Source organism: Streptomyces sp. NPDC043952, from assembly GCF_056435325.1.
Window position 1 is genome coordinate 282125 of the sequence record NZ_JBWKES010000005.1, and the last position, 12712, is coordinate 294836.

The following is a 12712-nucleotide window of genomic DNA, read 5'->3' on the forward strand; positions in this document are numbered from 1 at the left end:
TTTCGGGGCGGGCGGAGGGACAGCAGCCTACCCGGCGGACGGTTGACTCCCCGCTTGTGCGGAGCTACGTTCTGCTTGCTGGAATTCTGATTCCGCTTTGTGGAAACGTCCAGGGTGCCCGTCGCTGCGCCGTCGCCGGGCGGACGCCTCTTGACGGCACCGAACCGGGAGTGAAGACTCCTTCAACAGAACGTTGAAATCCGTTTCGTGGCCGTATATCCCGTTCCTCGGGCGTCAATGCCCTGGGCGTCCGACGGCGGTACAGAAAGGGGTCCGGGTGTCCGACGCTGAACTGGTGCTGCGCTCGACGCGCGTCATCACCCCGGAGGGGACACGGGCCGCCGCGGTCGCCGTGTCCGCCGGGACGATCACGGCCGTACTGCCGTACGACGCCGGGGTCCCGGCCGGCGCGCGCCTCGTGGACGTCGGCGACGACGTGCTGCTGCCCGGCCTGGTCGACACCCATGTGCACGTCAACGATCCGGGCCGCACCGAGTGGGAGGGCTTCTGGACCGCCACCCGCGCCGCGGCCGCCGGCGGCATCACCACCCTCGTCGACATGCCGCTCAACTCCCTGCCGCCGACCACCACCGTCGAGCACCTGCGGATCAAGCGGGACGTGGCCCGCGACAAGGCGCACATCGACGTCGGCTTCTGGGGCGGCGCGCTGCCCGACAACGTCAAGGACCTGCGCCCGCTGCACGACGCCGGGGTCTTCGGCTTCAAGGCGTTCCTCTCCCCGTCCGGCGTGGACGAGTTCCCGCACCTCGACCAGGAGCAACTCGCCCGCTCGCTCGCCGAGATCGCTGGCTTCGGCGGCCTGCTGATCGTGCACGCCGAGGACCCGCACCACCTGGCCGCCGCCCCGCAGCAGGGCGGCCCCCGCTACGCCGACTTCCTCGCCTCACGCCCGCGCGACGCCGAGGACACCGCCATCGCCGCGCTGATCGCCCACGCCCGCCGGCTGGACGCTCGGGTGCACGTGCTGCACCTGTCCTCCAGCGACGCGCTGCCGCTGATCCGCGCCGCCCGCGCCGACGGCGTCCGGATCACCGTGGAGACCTGCCCGCACTACCTGACCCTCACCGCCGAGGAAGTCCCCGACGGCGCCAGCGAGTTCAAGTGCTGCCCGCCGATCCGCGAGGCCGCCAACCAGGATCTGCTGTGGGCGGCGCTGGCCGACGGCACCATCGACTGCGTCGTCACCGACCACTCGCCCTCCACGGCCGACCTGAAGACCGGCGACTTCGCCACCGCCTGGGGCGGCATTTCCGGCCTCCAGCTCAGCCTGTCCGCCGTGTGGACCGAGGCCCGCAGGCGCGGCCACACCCTGGAGGACGTCGTGCGCTGGATGTCCGCGCGCACCGCCGCCCTCGTCGGACTCGACGGCCGCAAGGGCGCCATCGCCCCCGGCCACGACGCCGACTTCGCGGTCCTCGCCCCCGACGAGACCTTCACCGTCGACCCGGCGGGACTCCAGCACCGCAACCGGGTCACCGCGTACGCCGGGCGCACCCTGCACGGCGTCGTCAAGTCCACCTGGCTGCGCGGCCGGCGCATCGTCGCCGACGGCGAGTTCACCCCGCCCCAGGGCACGCTGCTCGACCGCCCCTGAGCCCCGCCCCGCCCGCGGCCCCCCGAAGACCCATCCGCCCGACTCCCGAGAGGAACCCCTGATCACCGTGACGGCGACACCAGGTTTTACCGGCGACGCGAATCCCTACGGAGGCGGTGACCCGTACGCGGACTACCGCACCGCCGACTTCCCCTTCACCCAGTACGCCAACCTCGCCGACCGCCGCCTCGGCGCCGGTGTCGTCGCCGCGAACGACGAGTTCTTCGCCATGCGCGAGAACCTGCTGGTGCCCGAGCGCGCCGAGTTCGACCCCGAGCACTTCGGGCACAAGGGCAAGATCATGGACGGCTGGGAGACCCGCCGCCGGCGCGGCGCCTCCACCGAGGACCCCTGGCCCACCGCCGAGGACCACGACTGGGCGCTGATCCGCCTCGGCGCCCCCGGAGTGATCCGCGGCATCGTCGTGGACACCGCCCACTTCCGCGGCAACTACCCGCAGGCCGTCTCCGTCGAGGCCGCCTCCGTGCCGGGCTCGCCCTCGCCCGAGGAACTGCTCGGCGACGACGTCAAGTGGACGACCCTGGTGCCGCGCACCCCCGTCGGCGGCCACGCCGCCAACGGCTTCCCCGTCTCGCTGGAGCAGCGCTTCACCCACCTGCGGGTCAACCAGCACCCCGACGGGGGCATCGCCCGCCTGCGCGTGTACGGCGAAGTCGCCCCGGATCCCGCCTGGTTGACGGCGCTCGGCACCTTCGACGTGGTCGCGCTGGAGAACGGCGGCAGCGTCGAGGACGCCTCCGACCGCTTCTACTCCCCGGCCACCAACACCATCCAGCCCGGCCGCTCCCGCAAGATGGACGACGGCTGGGAGACCCGGCGCCGCCGCGACCGGGGCCACGACTGGATCCGTTACCGGCTCGTCACCCAGTCCCGCATCGGTGCCGTCGAGATCGACACCGCCTACCTGAAGGGCAACAGCGCCGGCTGGGCGTCGGTCTCGGTGCGCGACGGCGAGGACGGCGACTGGCGCGAGATCCTGCCCCGCACCCGCCTCCAGCCCGACACCAACCACCGGTTCGTGCTGCCGGAACCGGCCGTCGGCACCCACGCGCGCATCGACATCTACCCCGACGGCGGCATCTCCCGGCTGCGCCTGTACGGCTCCCCGACCGAGGCCGGGGCGGCGCGACTGGCCGCGCGCCACCAGGAACTCGGCGGCTGACACACCGTCGGGAAGGCGAGGGGCGGGCACCGCGACCAGGCGGGCGCCCGCCCCTCGTGCTGTCCGCGGTGCGTGCCGCGCGTCCAGCGAACCAGCAGGTGGCAGGGGGTGAACAGGGCCGAACGGCCCCATCGGCCAGGGCCGGACGGCACCGCGCCCGCGGTGCAATACTGGCGCGTCTTCCGGCCGGACCTCCGGCGCCGTGGGGCACGGTCCGACCGCCACCGTCTTCTTCCAGCGGCGAACCGGCCCCCGGCGCCGGTGACTTGCGCGGCGCCCGTGACCCGGCGCACCGCGCGGTCCACCCGGAGACGGCGCCGGAAAAGCGCGCCGACGACCGCCGGGTACGGGGCCGGCACGGGAGGGCGGCGCGCCAGGAACCGCAGGGAGAGAGCCAGTCCGTGAACACCACCAGCAGCGACGGCCGCGACGAGTACCACGCACTCCTGGCCCGGCGGGACGCGATGCGCCTGCGCCGGCGGCTCCTGTCCCCGGCCGCCCGCCCGGACACGGCCACGGCAGGCCGGCCGGCCGGTGCCCGAGGGGCCGGCGGGCAGCCGTACGACGGCGCCGCCGACCAGCGGATCATCACCCGCCAGCTGCCGCTGGTCACCCCCTTCGGCAAGCTCATCGGACACCTCTACGACGCCATGTTCGAGCGCCACCCCTATCTGCGCTCGCTCTTTCCCGACTCCATGGAGTTCCAGCGGGTCCATCTGGAGCGCGCCTTCTGGTACCTCGTCGAACACCTCGACCGGCCGCGGGAGGTGGCCGGGTTCTGCGCCCGGCTCGGCCGCGACCACCGCAAACTCGGCGTGCGGCCCGTGCACTTCGAGGTGTTCGAGCAGGCGCTCGCCGAGGCCCTGCGGCGCAGCGCGGGCGCGCGCTGGAGCGAGGAACTGGAGCAGGCGTGGCTGCGCATGCTGCGCTTCGCGGTCGCGGCCATGGTGGACGGCGCGGCCGGCGCGCTGGCCGAACCGCCGTACTGGAACGGCACGGTGACCGCCCACGAGCTGCGCGGCCCCAGCCTCGCGGTGCTCCGCGTACGCACCGCCGAACCGTTTCCCTACCAGGCCGGGCAGTACACCCGGATCCAGTCCCCGCTGCTGCCGCTGACCTGGCGGCCGTACTCGGTCGCCTGCGCGCCCCGCCCGGACGGCGAACTGGAGTTCCACGTCCGCCGCACCGGCCCCGGCGGCGTCAGCGACGCGCTGGTCACCGGGACGCGTGTCGGCGACCAGCTGCGCCTCGGCCCCGCCCAGGGCGCCATGACCCTGGACGGCGACCTGGCGCGGGACCTCCTGATCGTGGCCGGCGGCACCGGCTGGGCCACCGCCCGCGCCCTGCTCGACGAGCTGTCCCGCAGCCCCCTGCACCGCCGCACCCACCTGTTCCTCGGCGCGCGCACCCTGGACGAGCTGTACGACACCGCCACCCTCACCCGGCTGGAGAAGAACTGCCCCTGGCTGCGCGTCGTCCCGGTGATCGGTGAGGACGGCGGCGGCGCCGAGAGCGGTTCGGTGGCCGACGCGGTGGTCCGGCGCGGCGACTGGTCCGGGCACACCGCCTACGTCAGCGGCCCGCCCCTGATGGTCACCGCCACGGTCTACGGCCTGACCGCGCTGACCCCGCCGCCCGACCGCGTCCTCCACGACCCGGTCGACGGCACCCTGCCCCCGGCCGCGCGGCCGTCCCGTGCCGGGGCGCCGGCGGCGATCACCGGGAGGTGAGCCGCGCCACCCGCGTGCCGGGCCGGAACTCTTCCCCCGCCCTCTCTCGTTGTTCCGGATGTGACCCTTCAGCAAGAGATCGTCGGCAACGCCATGCAGATGGCGGTCGTCAACCTGGACCCCGGCCAGACCGTGTACTGCGAGGCCGGGAAGTTCCTGTTCAAGACCACGAACGTGACCATGGAGACCCGGCTGTCCGGCCCCTCCGGGGGCGGCGGGCAGCAGGGCGGCGGGAGCGGCGGCATGGGCGGCCTGCTGCGCCAGGCCATGGGCACCGCCATGCAGGTCGGGCAGCGGATGCTGGCCGGGGAGTCGCTGGCCTTCCAGTACTTCACCGCGCAGGGCGGCCAGGGCACGGTCGGCTTCGCGGGCGTGCTCCCCGGTGAGATGCGCGCGCTGGAACTCGACGGCCACCGCGCCTGGTTCGCCGAGAAGGACGCCTTCGTGGCCGCCGAGTCCTCGGTGGAGTTCGGCATCGCCTTCGCGGGCGGCCGCACCGGCATGAGCGGCGGCGAGGGCTTCATCCTGGAGAAGTTCACCGGGCACGGCACCGTGATCATCGCCGGCGCGGGCAACTTCATCGACCTCAACCCGGCGGACTTCGGCGGCCGTATCGAGGTGGACACCGGCTGTGTGGTCGCCTTCGAGGAGGGCATCCAGTACGGCGTCCAGCGGGTGGGCGGCCTCAACCGCCAGGGCATCATGAACGCCGTCTTCGGCGGCGAAGGCCTCTCCCTGGCCACCCTGGAGGGCAACGGCCGCGTCATCCTCCAGTCCCTGACCATCGAAAGCCTCGCCAACGCCCTGAAGAAGGCCCAGGGCGGCGACAAACAGGGGCCGACGGGGGGCCTGTTCTCCACGCACGCCGGGTGAGGGCCGCCGGGCGCCCCCACGCATGCCGCACGCCGGGTGAGCGCCGCCGGGCGCCCCCACGCCTGCCAGGTGTGCCCCCCTCGGCCTCCGGGGTGACCGCCCTGTGGCCGTCTTGTGGGTGCCTTGCGGAGGAAGGTGAACTCGTTGAAAAACAGGGTGTCCTGCGGGGGAATTCCACGGCGTTGTCGTTGACATGTCCTTGTCTACGCGCGTCATCATGGCGGCATGCGATTCCCCCCACGCGCCGCTCGGTTCGGCGCCGCAGCCGCAGTCCTGTCCGCACTCCTCGTCGGCGGCACCGTCTCCGCCACCACGGCGAACGCCTCCGTCGTCTCCGCCGCCTCCGTCGGCAGCATCTGCCACAGCGCCCTGCCGCCGCAGGCCGACGACACCCTCGACCTGATCGCCGAGGGCGGCCCCTTCCCCTACTCGCAGGACGGCACGGTCTTCTCCAACCGCGAGGGCGTCCTGCCCAGCGAGTCCTCCGGCTACTATCACGAGTACACCGTGGTCACCCCCGGCGCCTCCACCCGCGGCGCCCGCCGCATCGTCACCGGCGAGCGCAGCCAGGAGGACTACTACACCTCCGACCACTACGAGACGTTCGACCTGATCGACTTCGGCTGCTGACGCACCGCCGACCGACCGCTGATCCACACCGGACCTCGCCCCGCGGCCCCCACCCCACCCGACGGCCGCGGGGCGAGCCCATGTCCGCCACGCGGCACACCGTTTCCGGCCAACCCGCCCGCGCCGCAAGGGAATTCGCTTCCACTGGGGCACCAAGCCGGCGCCGTGCGCGTTCTCCGGGTACCGGGAAACGCCCGGTCGGCCTCGGGGGAGTCCGGAAGGGGAGTCATGGACCGGCGGCAGACAGTGGATCTGGGGGAGTTCGGGGACGCGTTCCGGCGCGATCCGCATCCGGTGTACGCCCGGCTGCGCGAGCGGGGCCCGGTGCACCGGGTCCGGATATCCGAGGCGGGCGAGGACTACGAGACGTGGCTCGTGGTGGGGTACGAGGAGGCGCGCGCGGCCCTCGCCGACCCCCGGCTCGCCAAGGACGGCACCAAGATCGGCGTGACCTTCATCGACCAGGCGGTGGTCGGCCGGTATCTCCTGGTCACCGACCCGCCCCAGCACACCCGGCTGCGCGGCCTCGTCACCCGCGCCTTCACCATGCGCCGGGTCGAGCAACTGCGCCCGCGCGTCCAGCGGATCACCGATGAACTGCTGGACGAGATGCTCGCACCCGGTCACGCGGGCCGCGCCGACCTCATCGCCTCCCTCGCCTACCCGCTGCCGCTCACCGTCATCTGCGAACTGCTCGGCGTCCCCGAGATGGACCGCACCGAGTTCCGCAAGATCTCCACCCAGGTGGTCGCCCCGACCGACCCGGTCTCCGAGCGCGAGGCGGTCACCCGGCTCGGCGCGTACCTCACCGAACTGATCGAGGACAAGCGCCGCTCCGGGGTCACCGGCGACCTCCTCGGCGACCTGGTGCGCACCACCACCGAGGACGGCGACCGGCTCTCGCCCACGGAACTGCGCGGCATGGCCTTCCTGTTGCTCATCGCCGGCCATGAGACCACGGTCAACCTCATCGGCAACGGCGTCCTCGCCCTGCTCACCCACCCCGGCCAACTCGCCGCCCTGCGCGCCGACATGAGCCTGATCGACGGCGTGGTCGAGGAGACGCTGCGCTGGGAGGGCCCGGTGGAGAACGCCACGTTCCGGTACGCGGCCGAGCCGCTGGAGATCGGCGGCGTCCGCATCGACAAGGGCGAACACGTGATGGTCGGCCTCACCGCCGCCCAGCGCGACGGCGCCCGGTTCCCCGCCCCCGACCGCTTCGACATCCGCCGCGACACCCGCGGCCACCTCGCCTTCGGCCACGGCCTCCACTACTGCCTGGGCGCACCCCTGGCCCGCATGGAGGGCCGCATCGCCCTCGCCACCCTGCTGGAGCGCGCCCCCGCCCTCGCCCTGGACGGCCCGCACGACCAGTGGCTGCCGGGCATGCTCATGCGCGGACTGCGGGAGCTGCCGGTGCGCTGGTAGCGGGGGCGGCGGGCGGTCGTACGGCGCGCGTGACCGTCGTACGACCGCCCGCGGACAGCGCCGGACCGCGGCCCCCCCGGCACTCCCGGTCGCCACTCTCAGCCGTCTCCGGCCTCAGTCGCCTCCGCTTTCAGCCGCCCCCGCTTTCAGCCGCCCCCGGCCTCAGCCCCCGGACTCCGGCGCCGCCGGGATCTCCGCCATCGCCACCGCCCGCCGCTCGCGGCGCGAGACCTCGCACGCCTCGGCGATCCGCAGGGCCTGGAGGGCTTCCCGGCCGTCGCAGGGGTTGGGGCGTTCGCCGCGCAGCACGTCCACGAAGGCGCACAACTCGGCCTCGTACGCGGGGGCGAAGCGTTCCAGGAAGCCGGTCCAGGGCTTGTCCGCGGGCGGCGGTCCGGTCGGTTCGGTGGAGGCGAGCGGCGTACGGTCGTCCAGGCCGACCACCACCGTGTCGCGCTCCCCGGCCAGCTCCATGCGGACGTCGTAGCCCGCGCCGTTCGTGCGGGTCGCGGTCGCGGTGGCCAGGGTGCCGTCGTCCAGGGTGAGCAGCGCCGCGCCCGTACAGACGTCGCCCGCCTCGCGGAACATCGCGGGGCCCGCGTCCGAGCCGACCGCGTACACGTCGCTCACCTCGCGGCCCGTCACCCAGCGCAGCATGTCGAAGTCGTGCACGAGCGTGTCCCGGAACAGCCCGCCGGACAGCGCCGGCCAGTCGGCCGGGGGAGGGGACTGGTCGCAGGTCAGGGCCCGTACGGTGTGCAGCCGGCCGAGCCGCCCGGCGCGCACCGCCTCGCGCGCCCCGGCGTACCCCGTGTCGAAGCGGCGCTGGAAGCCCATCTGGAGCACGGTGCCGGCCGCCGCCACCTCGGCGAGCGCCTGGAAGGTGCCCGCGAGGTCCAGGGCGATCGGCTTCTCGCAGAAGACCGGCAGGCCCGAACGGGCCGCCCGGCCGATCAGCTCGGCGTGGGCCGCGGTCGTCGTGGTGATCACCACCGCGTCCACGCCCCACCGGAAGATCTCGTCCACTCCCGGCGCCGCCGTCTCGCCGAGGCGGTGCGCGAGGCGCTGCGCCCGCGGCGGATCGGCGTCCGTCAGGATCAGCGAGCCGACCTCGCGGTGGCGGCTGAGCGTGTTCGCGTGAAGGGTGCCGATGCGGCCCGTACCGATGACCCCGATGCGCATGGAAACAAAGTGACGGCGCGGACGGCCCCTGTCAATTCGTATGTCAGGACAACCGGACTTCACGACTTCCCGTCAACTGTGCGCACGGCTACGCTCGGGCCCGTGCCGAAACCAGAAGTGGACCCGACCGCCGCGCTCGAACTCCGCGTGGACCGCGGTTCGCCGGTGCCGTTGTACTTCCAGCTGTCCCAGCAGCTCCAGGCCGCCATCGAGCACGGCAGCCTCACGCCCGGCAGCCTGCTGGGCAACGAGATCGAGCTGGCCGCGCGGCTCGGCCTGTCCCGGCCCACCGTCCGCCAGGCGATCCAGTCCCTGGTCGACAAGGGGCTGCTGGTCCGCCGCCGGGGCGTGGGCACCCAGGTCGTGCACAGCCGCGTCAGGCGCCCGCTGGAGCTGAGCAGCCTCTACGACGACCTGGAGGCGGCGGGCCAGCGCCCCACGACGCGGGTCCTGGTCAACACCGTCGTCCCGGCCTCCCCCGAGATCGCGGCCGCGCTCAGGGTCGCCGAGGGCGGCGACGTCCACCGCGTGGAACGGCTCCGGCTCGCGCACGGCGAGCCGATCGCCTACCTGGTCAACCACCTGCCGACCGGCCTGCTCGACCTGGACACCGCCCAGCTGGAGGCGACCGGCCTGTACCGGCTGCTGCGCGCCGCCGGGATCACCCTGCACAGCGCCCGCCAGTCGATCGGCGCCCGCGGCGCCACCGCCGCGGAGGCCGAGCGGCTCGGCGAGACCGAGGGCGCCCCGCTGCTCACCATGTGCCGCACCACCTACGACGACACAGGGCGCGCGGTCGAGTACGGCGACCACACCTACCGGCCGAGCCGCTACGCCTTCGAGTTCCAGCTGCTCGTACGCCCCTGACCGGCCCCTCGCACGCCCCTGACCGGCCCCCCGCACCGCCCCGGCCGCGCCCGCGCGTTCGTCGCATTGTCCGGACAAGGTGACCGGGATCTCCTCCCCGGCCGACCGCCCGCCGCCCCCGGTGACCGATACTGAAGTGTTTGGGGCCGGTGCGGTCGCCGCCGGGACACACCGACGGTGAGGCCGCCCGCCCCATCGGCACGTCGGAGCAAGGACAGCTGAGAGTCAGCTGGAGACAGCGAGAAGGGCACGGCCTCGTGGCACGGTTTCGGACCTGGGCAGTCATGGCGCTCGCAGGGGCACTCTCGGTGTCCCTGGCGGGGTGCAGCAGCACCGGCGGGAAGCGGGCCGAGGACGCCCGCAAGGCCGCCGTCGCCCAGGGCAGGTCGGCGGTGAACACCCCCCGCTGGACCTTCGCGATGATCACGCACTCGGGAGACGGCGACACCTTCTGGGACATCGTGCAGAGCGGCGCCAAGCAGGCCGCCGTCAAGGACAACATCAACTTCCTGTACTCGCACGACGACGACGCCCAGCAGCAGGCCCAGCTGGTGGACGCGGCGGTCGACAAGAAGGTCGACGGCATCATCGTCACCCTGGCGAAGCCGGACGCCATGAAGGCCGCCGTCCAGCGCGCCGAGAAGGCCGGCATCCCGGTGATCACGGTCAACTCCGGCTCCGAGGTGTCCAAGGCGTTCGGCGCGCTCACCCACATCGGCCAGGACGAGACCATCGCCGGTGAGGCCGTCGGCGACGAGCTGAACAAGCGCGGCCGGAAGAAGGCCCTGTGCGTGCTGCACGAGCAGGGCAACGTGGGCCACGAGCAGCGCTGCGACGGCGTCGCCAAGACCTTCAAGGGCACCCTCCAGAAGCTCTACGTCAACGGCACGAACATGCCCGACGTGCAGTCCGCCATCGAGGCCAAGCTCCAGGCCGACAAGTCGGTGGACAGCGTCATCACCCTCGGCGCGCCCTACGCCGACACCGCCGTCAAGGCCAAGAACGACGCGGGCAGCAAGGCCGAGGTGGACACCTTCGACCTGAACGCGCAGGTCGCGGCCTCGCTGAAGAACGGCACCCTGGGCTTCGCGGTGGACCAGCAGCCGTACCTCCAGGGCTACGAGGCGGTCGACCTGCTGTGGGCCTACAAGTACAACGGCGACGTCCTCGGCGGCGGCAAGCCGGTGCTGACCGGCCCGCAGATCATCACCAAGGACCAGGCGGCCACGCTGGCGCCGTACACCGAGCGGGGCACCCGATGACCGCGGACCAGCAGGCCGCTGAGCCGGCGGTCGACGAGCGGCTGCTGCGGACCTCCCCGCTGAAGAAGCTCCTCGCCCGCCCCGAACTGGGCTCGGTCGTCGGCGCCCTCGCCGTCTTCGTCTTCTTCGCCTTCGTCGCCGACGGCTTCCTGCGCGCCCCCAGCCTCAGCACCGTCCTGTACGCCTCCTCGACCATCGGGATCATGGCCGTACCGGTCGCCCTGCTGATGATCGGCGGGGAGTTCGACCTGTCGGCCGGTGTGCTCGTGACGTCCTCGGCGCTGATCTCCTCGATGTTCAGCTACCAGATGACGGCGAACACCTGGGTCGGCGTCGGCGTCTCCCTCCTGGTCAGCCTCGCCATCGGCGCCTTCAATGGCTTCATGCTCACCCGCACCAGACTGCCCAGCTTCATCATCACGCTGGGCACCTTCCTGATGCTGTGCGGCATGAACCTCGGCTTCACCAAACTGATCGACGGCACGGTCTCCACCAAGACCATCGCCGACATGCAGGGTTTCTCCAGCGCCCGCGCCGTCTTCGCCTCCACGGTCACCGTCGGCGGCGTCGACTTCAAGATCACCATCCTGTGGTGGCTCGCCCTGGTCGCCCTCGGCTCCTGGATCCTGCTGCGCACCCGCGTCGGCAACTGGATCTTCGCGGTCGGCGGCAACGAGGACGCGGCCCGCGCGGTCGGCGTGCCGGTGGCCAAGACCAAGATCGGCCTCTACATGGGCGTCGCGTTCGGCGCCTGGATCTCCGGCCAGCACCTGCTGTTCTCCTTCGACGCCGTGCAGTCAGGCGAGGGCGTCGGCAACGAGCTGATCTACATCATCGCGGCCGTCATCGGCGGCTGCCTGATCACCGGCGGCTACGGCAGCGCGGTCGGCTCCGCGGTGGGCGCCCTGATCTTCGGCATGACCAGCAAGGGCATCGTCTTCGCCGAGTGGAACCCCGACTGGTTCAAGTTCTTCCTCGGAGCGATGCTGCTCCTCGCGACCCTGCTCAACGCCTGGGTCCGCAAGCGCGCAAAGGCGACGACATGACGGACGAGAAGCCGACGACGACACGGCCGGACGAGACGGCGACCGCGACGACGGACGGGGCGGCACCCGCGGCGACGCCCCTGGTCGAGCTGTCCGGCGTCGGCAAGCACTACGGCAACGTCCGCGCCCTGGACGGCGTCTTTCTCCAGGTGCACGCGGGCGAGATCACCTGCGTCCTCGGCGACAACGGCGCGGGCAAGTCCACGCTGATCAAGATGATCGCCGGGCTGCACCAGCACGACGCCGGCACCCTGCGCATCGAGGGCGAGGAGACCCGCCTCGCCTCCCCGCGCGAGGCCCTGGACCGGGGCATCGCCACCGTCTACCAGGACCTGGCCGTCGTGCCCCTGATGCCGGTCTGGCGCAACTTCTTCCTCGGCTCCGAGCCGCGCAGGGGCACCGGCCCCTTCAAGCGCCTCGACACCGCCCTGATGCGCCGCACCACCCGCGAGGCGCTGCTGCGCATGGGCATCGACCTGCGCGACGTCGACCAGCCCATCGGCACCCTCTCCGGCGGCGAACGCCAGTGCGTGGCCATCGCCCGCGCCGTCCACTTCGGCGCCAAGGTCCTCGTCCTGGACGAGCCGACCGCCGCCCTGGGCGTCAAGCAGTCCGGCGTGGTCCTCAAATACGTCGCCGCGGCCCGCGACGAGGGCCTGGGCGTCGTCCTGATCACCCACAACCCGCACCACGCGTACCTCGTGGGGGACAGGTTCGTGCTGCTGCGCCGCGGCGCGATGGTGGGCAATCACACACGGGACGAGATCACCCTGGACGAGCTGACCGCGCAGATGGCCGGCGGCTCCGACCTGGACGTCCTGCGCCACGAACTCCAGCGCGACTGAGGGCCCGCGGGGGCGCGGCGGTCAACCGGGACACCCCCGTGATCGCCCGCC

11 protein-coding genes are annotated in these 12712 nt (G+C 72.7%); 10 read left to right on the plus strand and 1 reads right to left on the minus strand.

The features are described 5' to 3' along the window. The first annotated feature begins 277 nt into the window (after positions 1 to 277). From allB to AC069R_RS08485, 6 genes are all read left to right on the plus strand, one after another. Complete coding sequence (gene allB, locus AC069R_RS08460) at positions 278 to 1615, plus strand: allantoinase AllB (RefSeq protein ID WP_478765628.1); 1338 nt, start codon at positions 278 to 280, stop codon at positions 1613 to 1615. Positions 1616 to 1682: 67 nt separating this feature from the next. Continuing rightward, positions 1683 to 2798, plus strand: a complete 1116-nt coding sequence (alc, locus tag AC069R_RS08465) for an allantoicase (RefSeq protein WP_397983279.1) — start codon at positions 1683 to 1685, stop codon at positions 2796 to 2798. A 401-nt stretch (positions 2799 to 3199) separates the two neighbouring features. Beyond that, positions 3200 to 4528: a globin domain-containing protein gene (locus AC069R_RS08470; RefSeq protein WP_478765629.1), complete on the plus strand. Its 1329-nt coding sequence runs from the start codon at positions 3200 to 3202 to the stop codon at positions 4526 to 4528. 60 nt (positions 4529 to 4588) lie between these two features. Then, positions 4589 to 5401 carry an AIM24 family protein gene (locus AC069R_RS08475; protein ID WP_397983277.1) on the plus strand — a complete coding sequence of 271 codons (813 nt, stop codon included), beginning with the start codon at positions 4589 to 4591 and terminating at the stop codon, positions 5399 to 5401. Between the two features lie 225 nt (positions 5402 to 5626). Beyond that, complete coding sequence (locus AC069R_RS08480; RefSeq protein ID WP_478765630.1) at positions 5627 to 6031, plus strand: ribonuclease; 405 nt, start codon at positions 5627 to 5629, stop codon at positions 6029 to 6031. Between the two features lie 228 nt (positions 6032 to 6259). Then, the gene (locus AC069R_RS08485; RefSeq protein WP_478765631.1) at positions 6260 to 7459 is read left to right on the plus strand and encodes a cytochrome P450 family protein; all 1200 of its coding nucleotides are present in this window, start codon (positions 6260 to 6262) and stop codon (positions 7457 to 7459) included. Positions 7460 to 7621: 162 nt separating this feature from the next. Here AC069R_RS08485 and AC069R_RS08490 read toward each other — a convergent pair whose 3' ends face one another. Then, positions 7622 to 8641: a Gfo/Idh/MocA family protein gene (locus AC069R_RS08490; protein WP_478765633.1), complete on the minus strand. Its 1020-nt coding sequence runs from the start codon at positions 8639 to 8641 to the stop codon at positions 7622 to 7624. A 117-nt stretch (positions 8642 to 8758) separates the two neighbouring features. Between AC069R_RS08490 and AC069R_RS08495 the strand changes: the two genes are divergently transcribed. The 4 genes from AC069R_RS08495 (at position 8759) to AC069R_RS08510 (ending at position 12661) form a co-directional block, all read left to right on the plus strand. Then, positions 8759 to 9508, plus strand: coding sequence for a GntR family transcriptional regulator (locus AC069R_RS08495; protein WP_478765720.1), 750 nt, complete (start codon positions 8759 to 8761; stop codon positions 9506 to 9508). 257 nt (positions 9509 to 9765) lie between these two features. Continuing rightward, positions 9766 to 10770 (plus strand): sugar ABC transporter substrate-binding protein, encoded by a 1005-nt coding sequence (locus AC069R_RS08500; RefSeq protein ID WP_397983273.1) that lies wholly within the window; start codon positions 9766 to 9768, stop codon positions 10768 to 10770. Further along, the gene (locus tag AC069R_RS08505) at positions 10767 to 11816 is read left to right on the plus strand and encodes an ABC transporter permease (protein WP_478765635.1); all 1050 of its coding nucleotides are present in this window, start codon (positions 10767 to 10769) and stop codon (positions 11814 to 11816) included. The genes AC069R_RS08500 and AC069R_RS08505 overlap by 4 nt, the downstream gene beginning before the upstream one ends. Continuing rightward, positions 11783 to 12661 carry an ATP-binding cassette domain-containing protein gene (locus tag AC069R_RS08510; RefSeq protein ID WP_478765722.1) on the plus strand — a complete coding sequence of 293 codons (879 nt, stop codon included), beginning with the start codon at positions 11783 to 11785 and terminating at the stop codon, positions 12659 to 12661. Before AC069R_RS08505 ends, AC069R_RS08510 begins: the two co-directional genes overlap by 34 nt. The last annotated feature ends 51 nt before the right edge of the window (positions 12662 to 12712 follow it).

Coding starts and splice junctions, on each gene's coding strand:
- AC069R_RS08505 (WP_478765635.1), top strand. CDS start 10,767: ATGACCGCGGACCAGCAGGCCGCTGAGCCGGCGGTCGACGAGCGGCTG.
- AC069R_RS08480 (WP_478765630.1), top strand. CDS start 5,627: ATGCGATTCCCCCCACGCGCCGCTCGGTTCGGCGCCGCAGCCGCAGTC.
- AC069R_RS08485 (WP_478765631.1), top strand. CDS start 6,260: ATGGACCGGCGGCAGACAGTGGATCTGGGGGAGTTCGGGGACGCGTTC.
- AC069R_RS08490 (WP_478765633.1), bottom strand. CDS start 8,641: ATGCGCATCGGGGTCATCGGTACGGGCCGCATCGGCACCCTTCACGCG.